The organism is Niallia taxi, from assembly GCF_032818155.1.
Taxonomy (GTDB): domain Bacteria; phylum Bacillota; class Bacilli; order Bacillales; family Cytobacillaceae; genus Niallia; species Niallia taxi_A.
In genome coordinates, this window is the sequence record NZ_CP102589.1 from 501,698 (window position 1) to 523,242 (window position 21,545).

The window sequence follows — 21,545 nt, forward strand, 5'->3', positions numbered from 1 at the left end:
GATAAGAGAGCCCCTGATAAAATCAGGGGCTTTTAACACTTTTCGAAAGCAGGGATATTTATGGAAGAAAAGACGATTTTCGAGATCATCCATAATATGGACAAGGTTACTAATAATTTAATCATTAAATGGAATAAAATGTTTAATGAGGATCTTGGCATTTCCCATATTCTTGTTCTTAGCCATTTGGAGAAAAAGGGGAATAGCCGTCCATCTGATATTGCGAAGGCTTTAGGGTTGACTCCTCCCACTTTGACACATTTATCAGAAAAACTAGTGCACAAGGGATTAGCCGTAAGGATTGTAGATGAAAAGGATCGTCGAATCATCTATTTGGGTATTACAGAAAAGGGCAGTGAGATAGTAGTTAAAGCCCACAGAGACGGGGAGATGCTGCGTCGAAACCTGTTTGAAACCCTCACAGAAGAAGAAAGACTGCAGATGTTGAAGATATTTGAGAAGCTGAATGGACAAACTTAGAGACAGGAAAAAGACGAATAAAAAGGTAAAAAGCTCTTATTCGTCTGCTGATTCTGTTCTTCTTCATACGTTAATTTAATAACCCTGCATTGTCTGGTTCAACTCATCCGCTAATTCTGCTACCTTGGAGCCAGCTTCACCAATTTCTTTTAAAATGTTTGTGAAATTGCTCATCTCTTTATTATTCAGTTCATTTTTTTCCGTGCTTACTATGCTTGCTGTCAAAATTTCATCAAAGCTGTTTACTGTCTCTTGGACATTTTGGTTTGCTGAAATGGTTTTAGAGTTTACTTCATTAATTTGTTTGACGACATCTTCAATCTGCTTTGTTGTTGAAAGAACTAAGCTTGTAATATTGCTTGAAGAAAGCTTCGTCTGCTCAGCCAGCTTTCGTACTTCTGCAGCGACAACAGAAAAACCCTTCCCGTGCTCCCCGGCTCTTGCAGCTTCTATTGCGGCATTCAAAGCAAGAAGATTTGTTTGTTCTGCTATGGTAGTGATAACTGCTACGATATCACCAATTTCCCGCGAGTTAGCCTCAAGTGAACCAACACTTGTCTTGATTTCATTTACGCTGTCTTTTAATGCGACCGTCTCTTCAATAACTTGATCAAGCTGTCTGCTTCCTTTTATAGAAGATTCCGATGTGACTATAGAGGACCTCAATCCTTCATCCAATTCCTTCGTCATGCTTTCAGACCGAACAACGACATCAGTTACAGATGCTCCAACCTGCTCTGACATCGCTGCTAATTCTTCCGTAATAGAACCGATTGTTTTTTTGACTTGTTGCTTTGCTTCCATTTCTTTCATTATAGCAGCTTCATTTTGCAGATCCTGCAGATAAGCGAGGCATAGCTGCAGCTCTAGGTTAAAGATTTTAGCTGTGACTTTAGCAGCTAAAGTCATGCTTTCAATATCCTCATGATATTTTTCTTTAAGTAGCTCAAGAATAGTGTTAACAAATACGGCGTTTGTACAAAGATACCAGCGTGCCTCTACACCCACCGCCAAATAGTACTTAGAAATATTCATCCTTCTTTCTGCAAATTGGTCATCGATAATACCATCAAAGAAGCCTATCACATATTCTTGGCAGCCCTTCAAATCTACTCCAATTGAAGTCATGTCCACTACTTTGCGAATTCCAGGATTAGTATGGTGATAAATAGGGTTATAGATTGCTTCAATATTTGCTTGAATAAATGGCTGTAATACTCTAGCTACTGCTAATTCTTCTAAAGTGAGGTCTATTACTGCCAGCTGTTGAACTAAATTAGCATCTTGTGTGACATCTATTTTTACTTTATGCCGTTCCTGCTCGGCTAACTCCTTTAAGCTGGCTGCTTTTTGTTTCTTTGCAAACATATTCAAGTTTATCACTCCTGTTAAAAATAAATAAATCCGATTTATATGCAAATTTTTACATGTAATATATCGGTAAAAACTATCGGATTTTAAGAGTTAGTATAATATTTCCTTTTTGTTGTGATTTCCTTTTTTAAATAAATTTTATAAAACAGTTTGCTTTTCACCGACTTTTCACCAAAGGCTACTAAACTACAACTATCGAAAAGGAAAGGTGGAGAGAAAACAATGAATGCTAGATTCAAAAAAGGTGTTTTTTGGAGCTTGGTAATTGCCTCTTTTATATTGGCAATTAGCTTCATCACAAAACTGATTGGAGGTGCTGCTGCTTTAGCCTTTGGTCATGGACAGGGAATGGGTAACGGATTGCGTCAAGGTAGCTTTGGTCATGGTCAAATGATGGGTGGCTTTCACCACGGGCCAAGTTTTTCATGGTTAGGCTTCTTATTCTTCCTGATTATTGTGATAGTAGTAATTAATTTGGTTGTTAAGCTTCTAAAGAAAAAGTCAAAATCCAATTCAATGGAGCAGTTTATTCCTACTTCAACAATGAATACACCTAAGCCAACAGTTAATTTCAGCAATGCCTCTGTTTTAGATGAATGGGAAAGAAACAACACAAATTAAAAAGGAGAGATTATATTATGGGTATTTTTAAAAGAATAAAAACTATTGCAAGTGCAGATATTAATGGGTTATTGGATAATATGGAAGATCCGATTGCAATGCTTAATGAATATACAAGGGAAATGGAGCATGAGCTCGGAAAAGCTCAATCAGCTTTATCACGACAAATTTTTGTAGAAAACAAACAAGCAGCACTAATTGGACAAACGAAGGAATTAATGGAAAGAAGAACTCGCCAAGCTAAACTAGCTATTGAAAAGGGTGAGGACGGAATTGCAAGGCTTGCAGTTCAAGAAAAAATCAATCATGAGCAGCAGCTCAGCATCTACGGGCAGCAATTAGAAGCTATCAAGGAGCAAACGAATATCCTGAAGGAAAAGTACAATGAACTGCTAGTTACTTATAATGAGCTTCAGCATAAGAAGATCTTGCTTGCATCTCGTGCAAATGTCGCAAACTCCATTAAGCAAATTCAAAGGGTTTCGAGCACCTTTAGTGCAGACAATATTGTAAGAGGAATAACGAAGGCAGAGGAGAAAATCCTATTTATGGAAGCAGAAGTACAAGCAGGCGGATATTCGAAAAACCCGTTAAACAGCTATGCTGGGACAGGCTTCTCATATGTAAGTGATGATGAGGTTTCGAAGGAATTAGAGAAGTTAAAAGGTTAAAAAATAAAAGACAAAACAGGCCCTGTTTAAGAACGGGGTCTAATTTGTTTGTAGAATAACATTACTAGATATGAGGAATACTAAAACAATATCCCCATTGCTCTAAAGGTTGATCTACATTGCATATATTCCCTCTAATCAAGACCCCTTTCATTAAATAATCCCTGAAAGCTAACAAAGGAGTGTTCTCTAAAATGAGTAATATAGATGATGGACTATTACACGATTCATTTAAAAGGATGAATGCTGTTTTAAAACAATCCTTTAAGGTAAACAAGAATCCCTTTCCTTGGGTGAAGGCTTTTTATGCTGGTTTGGCTGCAGCACTTCCTGTATTTATAGGTGTTCTTTTCGGGAGCTTTGAAAATGGACTATTGGCCGGAATAGGTGGATTCACGTATTTATATGTGTTTGATATTCCTTACGTTCAAAGAGCCAAAAAGATATTTCTTGTGCTGTTGTCTATTACCTTCTCTGTATTTATGGGCACCATTTTGGCGCCATATGTTGCATTATCTGTTTTGATGATGGGTGTGATCGGTGCGTTGGCAATCTTTATTTTTGGAGCATTGAAAATAACCGGACCATCTGCCTTATTTTTTGTTCTTTGTTTTGCCATGGCAACTGGCATGCCGGTTGATCCATCTCTTGCGCCAATTCGGGCAGGGTTTGTTTTTTTAGGTGGATCTTTATCTTGGATTCTCGCCATGCTTGGCTGGTTTTTTCATCCTCATAAACCTGAAATAAAGGCAGTGAAAAGGGTATATTGTGAGCTTGCTGAGTTAATGGATTCTATAGGTACAAGCAATGTGAATATGGTAAGGCATAGAGTCATTAATGTCATGAGTGAAGCAGAAGCTGTTCTGTTTGCGGGCTATTCTTCTAGACCGTCCACAAAACTATGGAATCAGCTTTTTCTATTAAATGAGCATGCTAACTTAATTTATTCAAGCATAGCAGCAATTTCTACTAGCACTGATAAGATTCCGCCAGCATTAGGGCAATCTGTCCGTGAAATCAGTGACATGATTGGTGCAAGCAATTTACCGAGTAAAGAAGGTGATTTGCCTGAAGAGATGTCTGCGGAAATAGAGAGTATAGCCAAAAAGGTATTTGAGGCAAAAGGTATTTTAATGGCGTCGTTAGAGGAATTAAAGCATGAACAGTTTGTAAAGCCTTCCTTAAAAACAATACTATTAGGTGCGGTTGATAAAAACTCAATTGTATTTCTTTCTTCTGTTAAGTATGGGGTTGTTTTAATAATAGCGGCATTAATTGCTTATTCTTTTCCGTTTGAGCACGCCTATTGGATTCCACTTTCATGTGCGGCAGTCATGAGTGGACCGACTATTATTGCCACTTTTCACCGGGCAGTGCAAAGGATGATGGGGACAGTTATCGGCTTACTTATTGCAGGAGTAATCCTTATTACTGTGCACAATGGCTTTGTGGTTGCTCTTCTTATCCTTTGTTTAACATTTTTAACAGAGCTGTTTATCGTCCGTAATTATGGGCTTGCGGCGATTTTCTTTACAGCATCCGCACTCATTATGGCCGAGTATTCTTCCCAAGTATTTGACTATCCATATTTTGCAGTTGTAAGAGTGACAGATATTCTGATAGGAAGTCTTATTGGACTGGCAGGTGTAGTGTTGATTGGCAGGAAATCTGCCTCCAATCTGTTAAATCATTTCGTTGCGAAAACAATCCGCAGTCAAGGTCAATTCCTTGTAGCAATGTACTCTAATTACATGCCATATGAATATATACAAAGTAAGGAGCAGAGTAAAATGCAGACAAATCTCACCAACTTGGTGACTGTCTATCAATCGGCATTGGGAGAATTGTTTGGGAATAGAGCAAGGTTGGAGGCATTATGGCCAGTTATCTTTTCCATTAAACAAATTAGCCATGAGTTGAATATAAGCATTAAGTATGGACAGGAGAAGAAATTTCCTGAAAGCGAGCTAGCTCAATGGCTTTACGCTATGGAAATAATGGCTCTATCAATCGAGAATAATTTGTATCCTGAACGAAAGGAGCTTCCCTTTGTCGAAGGCTTTTCCCATTTACGCAGCGAAGTTCTCAATCTGCAAAAGGGAATGGAGCAATTGGAGTAAAGAAAAAGCTGGCCGCAGCCAGCTTTCAATATGTATTAAGGTTGATATAACAAAACATAGTCACCAGGTCCTGTTAGGGCAACGCCGATTGCCACTGCAATCAAAACAAAATTGTATTCGAATCCACCCTCAGTCATCCAGTACCCATTTTTCCCATGGACAGCGAAAATGGCATCAATCATGACAATAACGATCATCGCCGCACCTAGCCACGTAAGTACACCGGAAGCAAAAAGCAAACCACCGATAAATTCAAATAATCCTGCTAGGATCGCCCAAACCTTCGCTCCCTTTGCAAGACCGATTGTTTTCAGCCAATTGCCTGTTCCTTCAATTCCAGTCCCGCCAAACCAGCCGAAAAGCTTTTGGGCACCATGACCAACAAAAGTCAATCCCACTACAAGTCGAATAATCAAAAGCCCGCTATTTATCATTACGATATTATGAGCCATGCTAATACCTTCTTCCAATATTTGTTTTGAGTAAAAACTTTTATTGCCTATTATATGGACAAAAAGTTCAACTTATACAAGCAATTTCCTGCAAAATCATTATTCTTCATATGATTTCTGTTAGTACATTTGAGAACAGTCCATTCGCATTTTTACCCTGTGCAGAAATTCTATAACTAGTACATTTCACTATTTAAGCTATCTATAATAATCAGTTGTTATTATACGCATTTCTTTTTTTGAAAGTAAATAAGAATAGTCGGAAATAGATATATTTTACTAATATATTGTTTTGGAAGACTGTGTTCTATGGTGTCCCTTTTTAAAAAATAGGCATACTTCGTGTTTTACGGGGTAAAGAGACAAAATAGTAATTTTGTTAGAAGGAGGCACTAATAATGAATACAGAAATATTAGCAGGAAAACTAGTAAAAGGCATAGCACCTAACATTGATGCTAAAGACTTGTTAAATGATAAAAGAAAGGTATTCCTTTTCGGCTCACCAAGCTACACAAATATCGGTGACCAGGCAATAGCATATGCAGAGGAAAAATTTATAAAAAATCATTTTCCATATTATGAATATATAGAAGTTATGGATTACGCGACAGAGGAAGGAATAAAGTTAGTAAAAGAGATAATTAAAGAAGATGATATTGTCTGCTTTACAGGAGGTGGAAATCTCGGCAGCCTGTATTTGGAGATTGAAGAGGATAGAAGGAAGGTATTTGAGGTTTTCAAGGATTACAAAACGATTTCTCTTCCTCAGTCTGTTTACTTTGAAGATACGGAAGAAGGCAACTTGGAAAAACAGAAGTCACAGGACGCTTATCATAAAAACCGCCATTTAACAATTGCGGCAAGAGAATCGCAAACCCTCGAGGTTGTGAAGGATACCTTTAATTCTGATGTCATATATACTCCGGATATGGTTCTTTCCCTTGATATTGTACCTAAAGAGCTGAAAAGGGACGGGGTATTGTTTATATTGAGGGCAGACAAAGAAAAAGTGACAGATGAAGATTTCATTACGGAATTAATGAAATGGTCTGAAAAGATTGGGCCTGTTGACAGAACAGATACAGTGCTTTCAGAAGTAGACATTATTGATTATGATGAACGAGAAAAATACTTTTTAGAAATGCTCGAAAAAATTGGTTCAAGCAAAATTGTCATAACAGACCGTTTGCATGCAATGGTTTTTTCCATTATCACAAATACCCCTTGCCTTGTGTTTGGTAATAGTTATGGGAAGGCAAAACACTCCTATACGGATTGGCTGGATGAGCTTAACTTCATTGAATATACAGATACACAGGATATCGGCGAGTTAGAAAGACTAGTGGAAAAGCTAATGAGGGCAGAGCCGAACCGCATCCATTTAGCAGAGGATTTTCAGCCGTTAAAGGACTTCTTCAAAAATTAATCAGGTGGAAATGGACTGTCAGAGGACAGTCTTTTTTCAGTCTAAAAGCTTGAAGTAATGAAAAGCAGTAAACTTAGTTCATGAAGAAAGCCTTCTGATTGAAATAAAAGTATAATAAGGGTACAGAAGCAAACATTAGTAAGGACTAATCACATGTTAGAAGAGGGGATACTATGACAAAAAGCAATGAAGCTGGATGGAATTTAGATAATAGCTATGCTCAGCTCCCAGAAAAGTTTTTTACTAGAACAATGCCGACATCTGCAGCTGCACCAAAGATAGTATTGTTCAATCAAGAGCTTGCCGAAGACTTAGGTTTGAATGCTCAGCTTCTTCAAGGGGAAGCGAGTGCAAGAGTATTTGTAGGAAATGATTGTCCTGAGGGTGCGGACCCACTTGCCCAGGCATATGCGGGCCATCAGTTTGGTTACTTCAACAGACTCGGTGATGGACGTGCAATTCTGTTGGGAGAGCAGATTACCCCAAATGGAGAGCGAGTGGACGTTCAGCTGAAGGGTGCAGGACGGACACCATATTCCCGCGGTGGAGATGGTCGCGCAGCACTAGGACCGATGCTGCGGGAGTATATTATCAGTGAAGCAATGCATGCCCTGCAGATTCCCACTACAAGAAGCTTGGCCATTACTTTGACAGGTGAGGATATCCTCCGAGAAACAAGGCTTCCGGGTGCTGTTTTGACAAGAATAGCTGCGAGTCACCTTCGTGTCGGAACTTTCCAGTTTGCTGCACAATGGGGAAGCAATGAGGAGCTAAAAGCTCTTGCGGACTATGCGATAAAGCGTCATTATCCGCAATTAGAAAACGAAGAGAACCGCTATCTTTCCCTCCTTGAGGAAGTGATAAAAACACAGGCTGAGCTTATCTCCAAATGGCAGCTAGTCGGCTTTATCCATGGTGTCATGAATACAGATAACATGACGATCAGCGGGGAAACAATTGACTATGGTCCTTGTGCTTTTATGGATGTGTATAGTCCTAACACAGTATTTAGCTCAATCGATTCTGAAGGGCGTTATGCGTACGGCAATCAGCCTGTAATTGGTGGCTGGAACTTAGCCCGCCTGGCAGAGAGTCTCCTGCTGTTAATTCATGATGAGGATGAAATAGCACTGGAATTAGCTCAAGAGAAAATCTCAGGATATATGGATTTATATAAAGAAAATTGGCTTAATGGTATGCGAATGAAGCTAGGACTCTTTCATGCAGAGCAAGAGGACGAGGATCTAATCAATAAATTGCTTCTGTTGATGGAGAAGTATCAAGCAGATTATACGAATACGTTCCTGGCCCTTACCTTCACGAAAACTGATAATACTGCGTTGTTTACTAGCAAAGAGTTTGAAGAGTGGCATAAGCTTTGGCAGGATAGACTTGGCAGGCAAACGGAAACAAAAGCTCAAGCAGAAGAGCAGATGCGTAAAGCAAATCCTGCTGTTATCCCAAGGAATCATCGAGTTGAGGAGGCATTAGAGGCTGCGGTCGAGCATGGTGATTACACGGTAATGGAGAGGCTGCTTGACGTCTTATCTCAACCATATGCTCATACAGCAGAGCAGGCAGAATATGCGAAGCTTCCTGTTTCAAGTGGACCATACCGAACATTCTGCGGCACTTAAACACTGTAGTGCCCTTGCATAAACTTCAGGATGCTGCCTATAATGATGGCAGCATTACTTATTTAAGTGAAAACCTGGTTTTTCCCATACATAAGGAGAGTAGTTAAAACTGTGGCTAAAACAATAACGGAGAAATTAAGCTTGCATAAATATGAACATAAAGCAGTACTTTATATGCCGGAAAACAGTCCATATGCGGAAGAGTTTAGGAGCTTTGGAACAAAGCTCGTTTCTGGAGAAATTTATGATTTGATTTTTGCATTTGTCCTCGACATGGAATCAATGAGGCGTATCGTGAGCGAAGTGATAGAGGGTTGCTACATAAATAAAGGGGGGTACCTTTATCTCGCATATCCTAAAAAAGGGAATAAAGTTTATTCCACCTTCATTCACCGTGATGAGCTTATGGATGGCCTTGAGGCAAACAAGGACGGCTTTATCGGTAGCAGCAATGTTAAATTTAGCCGAATGGTTGGCATGGACGAAGTATTTACTATTGTTGGACTTAAGGAGGACTCCAAGGGGAAAATGAAGCCAGCTAACAAGCCGAGTCAGTCTGTCGGAGACTATATTGGACATATCCCGCAAATAGAAAATGACTTGGCGGAACATGTAGACCTTCTTTCTTTTTACCAGTCATTAACGCCGGGATATAAAAGGGATTGGGCCCGTTATGTATATAGTGCTAAGCAAGAGGCCACAAAGGAAAAAAGGCGACAAGAAATGAAAGTAATTCTTGAAGCAGGGTTTAAAAGCCGTGACCTGTATCGCCGGGAGCATAATTGATAAAGTAACACTGCCAGCTAGGATTAAGGAGTGGTGGTAACTAATGCCATCAGCCTCTATCTGTAGAAGAAAACAACCAAATTATCTTGGTGATCAATTGTAGCAAGCAGAATGTCTGTAACTTTTGCTTGGTATTGAGCTTTCAGTTCTGATTTCACCCATTCCTCCTGCTTATGGAGACGCTCCAGTTCTTTTATATCAATCCTTCCATCCTTTATTATTGTGATTGGCAATTCAAAAGGAGCAGTTTCGAGTTGGAGTGAAGATGGGGTGACAGGAGCAAATTTTGTTTCAAGGAAAACAGAAATACTTCCGTCTGGCTCCCATGTGGCTAATGCCACCTTTTTAATACTATCCACTTGCTTCCCCCGCAGCTCTCCTAGAAGGATATCAATAGAGATTCTGGCTCTTTTTAGACCATCATAGAGTATCTTACCGTTTTGAACGACGGTTATTGGGTCCTCGTTAATGGCTTTTTGGAACCAACGCCATTTTAACATCAGTTTTATTCCTGCAATATAGAGGACAACAAGAACTGAGGTTGTCAGCATGGAGCCTTTTAGACCAAGCTTTTCCTCTGAAAGGGGATGAGCAATAACGTTCCCAATTACTAATGCTATTACAAAATCCAGCATCCGTAATTGTGAAATGGAACGATGACCTAATAGCTTTCCGACTATAACTAAGAAAAAAAAGGCAATAATAGCTCGAAGTATCCATTCAATTGCAGTTAGTGTTTCTTGGCCTTGATGAAAATCCATAGAATTACGCCTCCTCTGTGTCATCGGCTTAGTTTATCACCGAAGCAATATTCATAATCATGAATATTAAAAATATGCTGCTGTAATACACGGCAGGAGAATTAGGTGAATGCTATAATAAAGGGCAATCTATACATTGTAAGAAAAAATGATACTAACAGGAGAAAAAAATGTTTATTGGCAATAAAATTTTCAGTAAATTCCCTTCTAACCGAGTTGTAATAACACTAATTGCAATACTTACCACAATTGCGAGTGAAATAAAGGTTGTCCCATTTGATGGAGAAGCATTTCGTTTTGGGCTTGGCGGCATTACTTTTTTTATGCTGATATTGATATGGCCGCCTAAAACGATATGGAGGGCAGGAGTCATTACTGCCAGTACAATTGTTATCGTTAGGACATTAGAAGATATGATTTTGCGGAATGGCGAATTTTTCCCAAGCTTTATCAGCCATTTTCCTGCTTTTCTGTTTTATTTTATCTATGCGCTAGGTTTTCATATTATCAAAGTGGAAAGATATAAATCATCGCCATTTCTTTTAGGAGCATGGGCATTTCTTTTTGAATTTTTAGGAAATGCGGCAGAGCAGCTGCTGCGTTTTGAAATGGAGGAAAATATAAATATTGATTTTTGGAGCTGGGCCCTTATGAGTGCAGTAGCTTTATTCCGCAGCTTCTTTGTTGCTGGTCTTTATGCATCCATTACTGTATCGGAACAGAGAAAGCGAGTGGAGGAAATGCTTGGAGTGGGCTCAGAATTATACGCAGAAGCACTCTATTTACAGAAATCAATGAATCATATCGAAAAAATAACAGCCTCAAGCTATGATTTATATCAAAAATTGAAGAAAAAAGAAGAGCTATCATTAAGCATGCAAGCACTCAAAATTGCCCAGGAAATTCATGAAGTCAAAAAAGACTCTCAGCGGGTCTTAGCGGGGATTTCCAAAATTACGTCTCAAAAGAAGGAAAATAGCTTAACACTTTCTGAGTTATTGAGGCTGGTTATATTGGCAAATGAAAAGTATGGGGAATATTTAAAGAAAACAATCTCCTTTCAATTGAAGCTCAGTTCAGATTATGAAACGGAAATGCATATCCCTATGCTGGCCCTTTTAAATAATTTAACTGCAAATGCTGTAGAATCTATTGAAGGAAAAGGAAGCATAAAAATAAGCTTATTTGAAACAAGCGGAAAAACCTGCTTTGTTGTGGAGGATACAGGCTCAGGCATAAAAGAAGAGGACGTGCCGATCCTGTTTGAACCAGGGTATACGACGAAGTTTAATGATAAAGGTGTTGCCGCAACTGGTATTGGTTTATCTCATGTCAAAGAAATTGTTCAGCAGCTGGATGGAAGCATAGAAGTAGAAACACCGAAAGCAGGAGCAATTTTCCGTATATCTATACCAACGGTACATTTAAGAAAGTGAGTTGATAATTCTGCGTTATTATATTGTAGATGATGACAAGGCGAGCAGAACAATGTTAAAGAATATTATAGAAGAAGAAGACCTTGGCATTGCAATTGGAGAGGCTGACAACGGGAAGGAATGCTTATCAGCTATCATGACAATGCACCCTGATGTTGTTTTAATTGACTTGCTCATGCCAGAAATGGATGGAATAGAAACGATAGATTTGCTAAAACGGGAAGGCTATGAAGGGCAATTTGTCATGATATCGCAAATTGTGAACAAGGAGATGGTTGGCGAGGCATATAAAAAGGGAGTAGAGTTTTTTATCCATAAGCCAATCAATCGGATTGAAGTACAAAGTATTTTAAAAAAAATAGTTGAACAGTGCAGACTTAAGGAATCGCTGCTGACAATTCAGGAGTCTCTTGCAAACATTGGACTTGCAAACAATACATTGCAAAAGCCGCAAAGTGTTAAACAGATTGTTTTATCAACCCTTAACTATATGGGAATTATCGGTGAAGCAGGCAGTGATGATATTATTTCCATCATTGAATATCTAGTAAATGAACGAGGCCATTCTCCGCAACTGCCACCTTTAAAGGAATTATATGAAAAGCTTGCTGGACGAAGTGGAGCGTCTTTAACGGAAGTCAAAAAAGAAACGAAGGCAATTGAGCAGCGCATTCGCAGGACAATTCTGACAGCTATTAATAACCTCGCATCATTAGGTGCGATTGACTATACTAATCCAGAGTTTGAATATTATGCTCCTCGCTACTTTGATTTTCAGGAAATAAGAACTCATATGATTCATATCCAAGAGGGTAGAGGGGACACGGCAAAGGTGAAGGTTAATATTAAAAAATTTCTTCAAGTACTCTATCTAGAAACTTTAGAAAAATATAATAAAACACACTAGAATATTTTATAATTTTAAAAATTTAGACATATTAAAAAACAATTAAATTTAGGATTTTGTCGGATTTTATAAGTAGCCTGTAAACTGTGTTATATCCTGACTGATGACGTTAAGGTTTAACACAAAAGAGGTGAAAATAATGAAGAAAAAGTTTAAGTTTACTTTAGCCTACCAGATTCTTGTTGGTCTGGTGCTGGGGATCATTGTTGGAGCAGTATTTTACGGAAATCCTGGTGTAGAGAAATACCTACAGCCAATCGGAACTGTCTTTCTTAACATGATCAAAATGATTGTTGTACCGATCATTATCTCTACATTAGTGATAGGGGTTGCCGGCACTGGTGACCTGAAGAAGCTAGGAAAGCTTGGCGGAAAATCCTTACTGTACTTTGAGATTGTTACGACAATTGCCATTATCGTAGGTTTGCTTGCGGCGAATATCTTCCAACCAGGTAATGGTGTTGATATGTCTTCACTAGCAAAAGGTAATATTGACCAGTATGTGGAGACAACGAAGGAAGTTGAAAGCCATGGAATGCTGGATATTCTTGTTAGCATCGTTCCAAGCAATGTATTCCAAGCAATGGCGAATGCTGATATGCTTGCGGTCATCTTCTTTTCAGTCATTTTTGGCTTAGGTGTCGCTGCAATCGGTGATAAAGGAAAACCTGTGCTTGCCTTCTTTGAAGGTGTTGCGGACGCAATGTTCTGGGTAACAAATCTTATCATGAGATTTGCTCCATTTGGAGTATTTGCCCTTATTGGTGTCACTGTATCCAAGTTTGGTATTCAGTCATTACTGCCACTCGGAAAACTAATGATTCTTGTTTATGCGACAATGATCTTCTTTATTCTAGTGGTACTTGGCGGTATTGCAAAAATAGTTGGTATTAATATTTTCCACCTTATGAAAGTATTAAAGGATGAAATGCTTCTGGCTTATACTACATCAAGCTCAGAAAGTGTTTTGCCAAAAGTAATAGAAAAGATGGAAAAGTTTGGGTGTCCAAAAGATATTGTATCATTTGTAGTTCCAACAGGCTATTCCTTTAATCTGGATGGGTCTACCTTGTATCAAGCGCTGGCCGCTTTATTCATTGCCCAAATGTACGGCATTGAGTTAAGTATTACAACACAGATAACGTTAGTGCTTGTGTTGATGGTTACTTCAAAAGGTATTGCAGGGGTACCAGGGGTTTCCTTTGTGGTTCTGCTTGCGACATTAGGTACTGTCGGCATTCCTCTTGAAGGATTGGCATTTATTGCTGGAATTGATAGACTGCTTGATATGGCTCGTACTGTCGTTAACGTTGTAGGTAACTCTTTGGCAGCAGTTGTTATGTCCAAGTGGGAAGGACGTTTTGATACAGCTAAAAAAGACAAGTATTATGCTACTTTTAAAAAGACTGCATAAGTAAAATTTAGAAAAACTGGTCTCCTTTATAAAAGGAGGCCAGTTTTTTTATACATTATGCTTTTTCTGCGTTACCTGCAGCAGTCAAGCTTTTTTCCTTGTCTTCCCAAACCTCTTTTGCGATATCAGCAATAAATTTTAGTTTTTCCCATTGTTGCTCTTCTGTCAGTTCATTTCCATGATGGGTTGAAGCGAAGCCGCATTGAGGGCTTAGGCAAAGCTGATCATGGGAAATATATTGGGAGGCTTCCTTAATGCGTGCTTTAATAGCCTCTTTGTCTTCCAATTCTCCTGTTTTAGATGTGACAAGACCAAGAACGACCTTTGCTCCATCGCTTGGAATATGACTTAAAGGCTGGAATGTACCTGAACGCTCGTCATCATATTCTAGGAAGAAGCCATCAACCTTCTCCTTTGCAAGTAATGTTGGTGCAATAATGTCATAGCTGCCAGAAAAAGCATGGTCTGAGCGGTAGTTTCCACGGCATAAATGAGTTGTTACAGATAAATCCTCCGGTTTGCCTTCCAGTATCTCATTGATGACACGAAGAGCAAGCTCAATCAGCACTTCCCTTGAGTATTCACCGTCATTGAATGGAATATCTGGTGAGGACAGACCAGCAATATAGACATCATCAAGCTGAAGATAGCGCACACCAGCATTATAGAAGGCTTGGATTGCATCACGATATGTTTGGATAATATCCTTCGTAAATTCCTCAAGTTCTGGATATGTTTCTTTGTCGCGAATACCGATATTAAATAGCTGATTCGGGCTAGGAATCGTTTGTTTCGCCACGGCACGGCCATCGACTAATTCATTGAAAAGCACAAAGTCTTTAATTTGCGGATGGTCAGGGTTGAAGGAAATTTTTCCTTTGTTACGGACTGTGTAACGCTCTGTTTCCCCTTTGCTGAAAGGATAGCCTTTATCTGGTACGAAGCCCTCTATCCCATTAAGCTGCTCTAGGAAATCAGTATGCCAAAATCTGCGGCGGAATTCTCCATCTGTTACTACATCTAACCCTGCTTCAATCTGCTTATCAATAATTCGTTCAATCTCTTTTGTTTCAATTTCGTACAATGCATCAGCAGTAATTTTTCCTGCTTGAAAATCTGCTCTAGCTTGAAGTAATGATTGCGGACGTAGTAAGCTCCCAACGTGATCTGCGCGGAATGGAATTTTATTTGACATATGAAAAACCCTCTCTCTTTTTATGATTAGTATTTTTAGTTAAATAAACATTGATTTCGGTCTGGCAAAAAACGGAATTTAAACTATGTATCAATAAAAAACCCCCTTCTTAATCATAAGAAGAGGGTTTAATGAACGAGTTCGGGTCTCTTCTTATCTTCAAGCATTGCTTTCTGGAATTAGCACAGTGTTAAAGTAACCTGTTGCTGAGGCTTCGAAGGGCCAGTCCCTCCACCTCTCTAGATAAGATAATTTTGCTATTCACTTTAAGTAGATTAACCAATTGCTAATCTTGTATATTAATTTAAACGCTAAGGGTTTATTTGTCAACTGAATTTTCAGAATTAATTTTAAAATAGTTTGCAAAGTAAAAAAGGATAGGAAATTATTTTCTATTAATCAGTATTTGGAAAGAGCAAATGAGTACAAATATTCCACAGTCTTAATATTGGATAAAAAAGGTTTATAAATCTCTTAAATTTATCTTGTATAAATTAATAGTCCTATTATACTATGAGTGATGAGGAGGTAGAAAAGACCTAGTTAATGATTAAAATAAACGAAGAACAAAAAAAGTGAAAGTGAAAAGGGCAAATCATGGGAAACTATGAGACGCAAAGCTATGGGCCTAAAATATACTGCCTTTAGAGCAGATGTTATGGCAGCCGGTTACCACAAGAAGTCATAGCTTTAACTCTATGGACCTTCTGCGGGGTCTTTTTTATTTGCCTTTTTTTACACGAAAGGTAGGACTATTGGATGAGGGGAAAATTTATATTTATAAAGTCTTTTTTACTATTAACGCTCCTTGTATACCAGCTGGCTTTACCTGTTGGAATGACAAAGGCTGCAGAGATTGGAAGCGCCTTGCCGCCAAGTAACTTGGCTTATCAATCGTTTAGTCCAGATGATGGAAAGCTGACTTGGAGTACCGTTTATGGAGCAACATCATATAAAATTTATCAAATAAAGGATGGCCAGCTTACATTGGTAGGCAGTACATCAGCATTAAGCTACAGTTTAAATGATCTTTCAGAAGGCTCATACAGATATGTCGTTGCGACAGTGACGAGTGATGGGGAATCAGGACCTTCTGCACCTGTGAGTGCTGAAATAACATATCCTGAAATGCAGCCACCGACGGAATTTGTTTCGACAGTTAAAAATGGAAGTGATATCGTTCTTTCATGGAAGTCAGCGACTTATGCCGAAAAGTATAATATTTATATAACAAAATCCGATGAGAAATCGTTGCTGACATCAACGACAGCAAAAACCTTTACGATCGAAAAAGCAGAGGAAGGAGCATATTCTTATTCTGTAACTGCTAATAATAAGCTTTATGGCGAATCTGCTGAAACGAATCCTGTTAACGTCGATTTAGTTCACCCAATATTGAAGAATCCGCAAAATCTAACGTTTACGATTAAAAATGGCACGGATGTCACGATGAATTGGCAGGCATCAGAATATGCGACTAGTTATAAAATCTTTGAAGTTAGCGACGGAGAGTTAGAGCTGAAAAAGACGGTAACAAACACTAGCGTAACCTTCACAAATTTGCCTGCAGGTAACTATAACTATAAGGTTTACGCATCAAGCGACCGCTTTGGAGATTCACTTGAGGGCAGTGAGGCTGATATAGAGGTTGGCTCTATTATTATGACAGCACCTGAAAACGCGGCATATAAAATTCAAAACACGAATGACGCTATATTAAGCTGGAACGCTGTGCCGTATGCAACGAGCTATAAAATCTATGAAATTATAGATGGAGAAAAATTATTAAAGGAAACAGTGAAAGGCACAACAGCGACTTTAACGAAGCTTGCTGGAGGCAATCATGATTATGAAGTAAATTCTTTCAGCGACAGATTTGGAGAATCTGATACAGGTGCTAAGCTGTCAGTGAACATTGAAACAGTATCGGTAAATCCTCCTGATGGATTTACGTATAAAATCCAAAATGGCAATGATATTGTTTTAAACTGGTCTGCTGCAGAGAATGCAACGAATTATAAAGTCTATCAAATCGTTGATGGAGAGAAAATACTAAAAAGCACTGTGACAGGAACAACTGTGACATATACAAATATGACAGCAGGAAGCTATCAATTTGAAGTCCACACAAACAGTACAAGGTTTGGTGAATCAGAAAAAGGAACACCATTATCCTTCCAGCTTGAACAAATAAAATTGTCAGCACCTGAAGAGGTTAGCTACGAATTAAAAAATGGGAATGATGCCGTGTTAACTTGGAAACAGGCAGATTATGCTGCAAGCTATAAAGTTTACCAAGTTATCGATGGGAAGAAGACATTAAAGACAACTGTTTCCAGCACAACAACAACCATAACAAACTTGTCTGAGGGGAACAGTGCATTTGAAGTCTATGCATACAACAGCCGGTTTGGTGAGTCTGAGAAAGGGACTTCCGTTAGTGTTCCTGTTGTCTATCCAAAGCTTGCCTCACCTGCAGAATTAGTATCGACAACATTGAATCCATCGGCTTTCACACTTAGCTGGAACCAAGCAGATTATGCATCCAGCTATCGAGTTTATCAGCTAATAAATGGAGAGAAAGTATTAAAGAGTAATGTAAATGGCACGAGTATCACTTATTCCAACATTCAACCAGGCACATATAAGTATGAGGTATATTCCTATTCTGCTCGTTTCGGTGAATCAGAGAAAGGAACTCCACTTGAGGTGACTCTAAGCGGTCAAGTATTAGCAGCACCTGAAGGTATCACATATACAATTACTAATGGAAATGACCTGACATTAAAATGGAAATCTGTTCAATATGCAAATAGCTATAAGATCTATAAAGTAATAGATGGAGAAGAGACACTAGAACGCACAGTGACAGGAACAAGTGTAACACTAACTAATTTGTCAGAAGGCGATATTAATTATGTAATAAAGGCATATTCCAATTTATTCGGAGAATCACCTGTTGGCGGGGAAGTGAAGGATAAATTAGTATATCCGCAGATGGCACAGCCGCAAAACGTAACAAAAACCGTTACAAGCGGCAATGATATTACATTGAAATGGAATGCTGTCACTTATGCAAAAGGCTATCATATTTATCAATACAAAGATGGGGAAAAACAGCTTGTCCGCACAGTAACAGGAACAAGTACAGTTTTAACTAATATGCCAGAAGGCGATTATGTATATGTTGTCCATTCCTTCAGTGACCGTTTTGGTGAGTCTGCAGATGGAAGTAAGCTTGAGTTTACTCTAACATGGCCAATTATGCAGGCACCGGAGAGCTTCACAAAAACAATCTCGAATGGAAATGATATTACATTAAAATGGAATGCTGTATCTTATGCAAAAGAATACAGAGTTTATCAACTATCAGGGGAAGAAAAAATCCTAGTTAAAACGGCAACAGGGACATCTGCTTCCTTCACAAATATGCCAGAAGGCGATTATACGTATGTTGTGTATTCCTACAGTGATCGGTTCGGTGAGTCTGCAGATGGAAGTAAGTTAGAGTTTAACCTAACATGGCCAATTATGCAGGCACAAGAAAACTTGACGAAGTCTATTGTTAATGGAAATGATATTGTTTTGAAGTGGAATGCATCTGCGTATGCAAAAAGCTATAAGGTATACCAAATAATCGATGGTGAAAAAGTGTTCCAAAGCACAGTCACAGGCACGTCTGTAACATATAAAAATATGGCGGAAGGCGATTACATTTATGTTGTGCAATCGTACAGCGATCGTTTTGGTGAGTCAATAAAGGAAGAAAGAATTACATTCAACTTAACATGGCCAATTGTCCAAGTTCCAGTGGTCAGCGGCAGTATTTTCAATGCTAATAATATTACACTGTCTTGGAAAGCAACTGAATGGGCAAATGGTTACAGAGTCTATGAAGTGACGGATGGAAAAAGAGAGCTATTATACAGCGGGACAGCGCTGAGCTATAAAGTTTATAATCTGTCAGAAGAAACGCACACATTTGAAGTTACAGCATACAGCAACCGTTTTGTGGAGTCCTTGCCTTCTGAATCGTTTGTTCAGAAGATTGTATATCCCGAAATGGAATCACCAAAGCTTTCTTTAATATTGCTCAGTGATACAAGTGCAAGAATTTCATGGGATTTTGTCACATACGCAAATGGCTATAATGTATATGAAATCATTGATGGTAAGCCAGTATTGCTTGTTGAAAACTTAAATAGTCTTTCTTATGAGCTAAAAGATTTAACGTATCGAAATCACCAATACTATGTGACTTCATACAGCAATTCCTTTGGTGAGTCCAAACCATCAGAGACAGCGGAAGCGAAGTTAATCATTGATACTCAGGCACCTATTACAACAAGTGATGCACCGTCCAAGTGGGTGAATGTAAACCAAACAGTACAGCTTGAAGCAACGGATGATATAACTGGTATAGCAAATTCTTATTATTCTTTAAATGATGGACCAATTCAAGAAGGAAACTCCATATTTGTTGATCAAGAAGGAATTAATAAGATTGTTTTTAATTCTGTTGATAAGGCAGGAAATATGGAAGAAGTGAAAACTGCCTATGTCAAACTGGATAAAACGGCACCTGAGACTGAAATGAGTGAAGTGCCAGAATATGCACAAACGGTTGATATCCAACTCGAAGGCTCCGACTTATGGAGTGGGATAGATAAAACCTATTACTCTATTAATGGCTCAGACTTCAAAGAAGGAGTATCCTTCACGATAGATGAAGAAGGAACAAATGAGATCTCTTATTACTCTGTGGATGTAGCTGGTAACAAAGAAGAAGTGAAAAAAGCAGAAGTGAGTATTGATAAAACAGCACCAACAACAATAGCAGATGCTAACGAGAATTGGGCAAATGATGATGTTACTGTTAAGCTTTCTGCCGCAGATAAGTTGAGCGGGGTAGATAAAACCTATTACTCTATCAATGGCTCAGAGTATAAAGAAGGAACATCCTTTACAGTAGAACATGAAGGAATAATTAAAATTACTTATTACTCTGTAGACGCAGTTGGCAACAAAGAGGAAGTGAAAACAGCAAAGGTAAGAATAGATAAAACAGCGCCAATAACAACTTCAGATATTAACGAGGATTGGGCGAATAAGGACGTAACAATCACATTGTCTGCCGTAGATGAGTTGAGCGGAGCAGTAAAAACCTACTACTCTATTAATGGTTCAGACTATGCAGAGGGAAGATCCTTTACAGTAGAACAAGAAGGAACGAACGAAATCACTTATTACTCTGTGGATGCAGCTGGTAACAAAGAAGATGTGAAAACAGCAGAAGTGAAAATAGATAAAACAGCCCCAACAACAGCTTCTGATAGACAAGAGGGCTGGTCAACTAAAGAGGTTTCTGTTACATTAACTGCTGCTGACAATTTGAGTGGAACGGTAAAAACCTACTACTCTATTAACGGAGCAGAATATGTGGAGGGAACATCCTTTACGATAGAAAAAGAAGGAATAAATGAAATCACGTATTATTCTGTAGACAAAGCGGGCAACAAAGAAGCAGTTAAAACAGCAGAAGTGAAAATAGACAAAACGGCTCCAGTCATTTCCTTCAATAATGAGTCTCTTTATGAACTAGGCACAAAGCTTATATTGAATTTTCATTCTGCAGATGATGAATCAAGTATTGTATCAGAAGTGGCTACTATTAATGGTAAAACATACAAAAATGGTGAAGCCGTTCAGCTTAATGAGCCTGGTGAATACAAGATAAGCATTAAAGCGACAAACGGTGCCGGCTTGACTACAATTAAAGAAGAAACAATCAATGCTTATATACCTGTAACACTTGAGGTGTTACCAAAGGTCATTAAAGGTAATAAAGGTACCTTTACAGTTAAAGCAATATTGCCTAAGAAATATCAATCTTTAAAGTTTAACGTTTCCTCTGTCAGACTGAATGGAGTTGCGCCTTCAGCGGACAGCTTTGGCATGTTGCTGCAAGCAGAAAAAGGGCAGTTCAAATTCGACAGAGAAGATTTTGATTGGAAATCAGGAGATGTTGATTTAGTACTTACAGGGTCTTTGAACAACAAGTACTATGTAGTCGGTAAGACAACTGCTGAAGCAAAGGATTGTAACTATAAAGGCAATTGTTTATTAGGCTCTCTATTCAATTTACTTTGGTGCTTTAGATAGTATCAATCTATGCGTCTTTGGTTAATAGAAAATGTTAAAAATGCACATTTAAAGCGCACTCTGTCACAGAATTTCCAATATATTCTCCGGAAATCGAGGTTG

The 21,545-nt window shown here is 38.6% G+C and carries 15 protein-coding genes and 2 riboswitches; of the genes, 11 read left to right on the forward strand and 4 right to left on the reverse strand.

The window, feature by feature from the left end; genetic code table 11:
* Nucleotides 1–60 precede the first annotated feature (60 nt).
* Nucleotides 61–480: a MarR family winged helix-turn-helix transcriptional regulator gene (locus NQZ71_RS02600; protein WP_144455000.1), complete on the forward strand. Its 420-nt coding sequence runs from the start codon at nucleotides 61–63 to the stop codon at nucleotides 478–480.
* 75 nt (nucleotides 481–555) lie between these two features.
* Here NQZ71_RS02600 and NQZ71_RS02605 read toward each other — a convergent pair whose 3' ends face one another.
* Nucleotides 556–1,848 (reverse strand): globin-coupled sensor protein, encoded by a 1,293-nt coding sequence (locus NQZ71_RS02605; RefSeq protein ID WP_275008518.1) that lies wholly within the window; start codon nucleotides 1,846–1,848, stop codon nucleotides 556–558.
* Between the two features lie 228 nt (nucleotides 1,849–2,076).
* Between NQZ71_RS02605 and NQZ71_RS02610 the strand changes: the two genes are divergently transcribed.
* The 3 genes from NQZ71_RS02610 (at nucleotide 2,077) to NQZ71_RS02620 (ending at nucleotide 5,266) form a co-directional block, all read left to right on the forward strand.
* Nucleotides 2,077–2,475: a hypothetical protein gene (locus NQZ71_RS02610; RefSeq protein ID WP_144455001.1), complete on the forward strand. Its 399-nt coding sequence runs from the start codon at nucleotides 2,077–2,079 to the stop codon at nucleotides 2,473–2,475.
* Nucleotides 2,476–2,492: 17 nt separating this feature from the next.
* Nucleotides 2,493–3,146 (forward strand): PspA/IM30 family protein, encoded by a 654-nt coding sequence (locus NQZ71_RS02615; protein ID WP_186304050.1) that lies wholly within the window; start codon nucleotides 2,493–2,495, stop codon nucleotides 3,144–3,146.
* A 194-nt stretch (nucleotides 3,147–3,340) separates the two neighbouring features.
* Nucleotides 3,341–5,266 carry an FUSC family protein gene (locus NQZ71_RS02620; RefSeq protein WP_260055196.1) on the forward strand — a complete coding sequence of 642 codons (1,926 nt, stop codon included), beginning with the start codon at nucleotides 3,341–3,343 and terminating at the stop codon, nucleotides 5,264–5,266.
* A 35-nt stretch (nucleotides 5,267–5,301) separates the two neighbouring features.
* Here NQZ71_RS02620 and NQZ71_RS02625 read toward each other — a convergent pair whose 3' ends face one another.
* Nucleotides 5,302–5,700 (reverse strand): DoxX family protein, encoded by a 399-nt coding sequence (locus NQZ71_RS02625; protein WP_127739121.1) that lies wholly within the window; start codon nucleotides 5,698–5,700, stop codon nucleotides 5,302–5,304.
* Nucleotides 5,701–6,116: 416 nt separating this feature from the next.
* Here NQZ71_RS02625 and NQZ71_RS02630 point away from each other — a divergent pair, with 416 nt between their 5' ends.
* The 3 genes from NQZ71_RS02630 to NQZ71_RS02640 all read left to right on the forward strand — a co-directional run bounded on the left by NQZ71_RS02630 (nucleotide 6,117) and on the right by NQZ71_RS02640 (nucleotide 9,568).
* A complete protein-coding gene (locus tag NQZ71_RS02630; RefSeq protein ID WP_317011247.1) occupies nucleotides 6,117–7,145 on the forward strand; it encodes a polysaccharide pyruvyl transferase family protein in 1,029 nt (342 codons plus the stop codon).
* A gap of 173 nt (nucleotides 7,146–7,318) precedes the next feature.
* Nucleotides 7,319–8,782 (forward strand): protein adenylyltransferase SelO, encoded by a 1,464-nt coding sequence (locus NQZ71_RS02635; RefSeq protein ID WP_317011248.1) that lies wholly within the window; start codon nucleotides 7,319–7,321, stop codon nucleotides 8,780–8,782.
* 111 nt (nucleotides 8,783–8,893) lie between these two features.
* On the forward strand, nucleotides 8,894–9,568 hold the full coding sequence (locus tag NQZ71_RS02640; RefSeq protein ID WP_317011249.1) for a YdeI/OmpD-associated family protein: 675 nt from the start codon (nucleotides 8,894–8,896) through the stop codon (nucleotides 9,566–9,568).
* A gap of 56 nt (nucleotides 9,569–9,624) precedes the next feature.
* Here NQZ71_RS02640 and NQZ71_RS02645 read toward each other — a convergent pair whose 3' ends face one another.
* Nucleotides 9,625–10,329, reverse strand: coding sequence for a DUF421 domain-containing protein (locus tag NQZ71_RS02645; RefSeq protein ID WP_317011250.1), 705 nt, complete (start codon nucleotides 10,327–10,329; stop codon nucleotides 9,625–9,627).
* Between the two features lie 170 nt (nucleotides 10,330–10,499).
* Between NQZ71_RS02645 and NQZ71_RS02650 the strand changes: the two genes are divergently transcribed.
* The 3 genes from NQZ71_RS02650 to NQZ71_RS02660 all read left to right on the forward strand — a co-directional run bounded on the left by NQZ71_RS02650 (nucleotide 10,500) and on the right by NQZ71_RS02660 (nucleotide 14,086).
* Nucleotides 10,500–11,765, forward strand: a complete 1,266-nt coding sequence (locus tag NQZ71_RS02650) for an ATP-binding protein (protein WP_144455008.1) — start codon at nucleotides 10,500–10,502, stop codon at nucleotides 11,763–11,765.
* A 10-nt stretch (nucleotides 11,766–11,775) separates the two neighbouring features.
* On the forward strand, nucleotides 11,776–12,672 hold the full coding sequence (locus NQZ71_RS02655) for a response regulator (protein WP_127739122.1): 897 nt from the start codon (nucleotides 11,776–11,778) through the stop codon (nucleotides 12,670–12,672).
* Nucleotides 12,673–12,811: 139 nt separating this feature from the next.
* Nucleotides 12,812–14,086 carry a cation:dicarboxylate symporter family transporter gene (locus tag NQZ71_RS02660; protein WP_317011251.1) on the forward strand — a complete coding sequence of 425 codons (1,275 nt, stop codon included), beginning with the start codon at nucleotides 12,812–12,814 and terminating at the stop codon, nucleotides 14,084–14,086.
* Between the two features lie 55 nt (nucleotides 14,087–14,141).
* Here NQZ71_RS02660 and NQZ71_RS02665 read toward each other — a convergent pair whose 3' ends face one another.
* On the reverse strand, nucleotides 14,142–15,281 hold the full coding sequence (locus NQZ71_RS02665; protein WP_144455010.1) for a 5-methyltetrahydropteroyltriglutamate--homocysteine S-methyltransferase: 1,140 nt from the start codon (nucleotides 15,279–15,281) through the stop codon (nucleotides 14,142–14,144).
* Between the two features lie 150 nt (nucleotides 15,282–15,431).
* A riboswitch (SAM riboswitch) is annotated at nucleotides 15,432–15,531 on the reverse strand.
* 329 nt (nucleotides 15,532–15,860) lie between these two features.
* A riboswitch (cyclic di-GMP riboswitch) is annotated at nucleotides 15,861–15,958 on the forward strand.
* Between the two features lie 82 nt (nucleotides 15,959–16,040).
* Here NQZ71_RS02665 and NQZ71_RS02670 point away from each other — a divergent pair.
* Nucleotides 16,041–21,443, forward strand: a complete 5,403-nt coding sequence (locus tag NQZ71_RS02670; protein WP_317011252.1) for an OmpL47-type beta-barrel domain-containing protein — start codon at nucleotides 16,041–16,043, stop codon at nucleotides 21,441–21,443.
* Nucleotides 21,444–21,545: the final 102 nt, after the last annotated feature.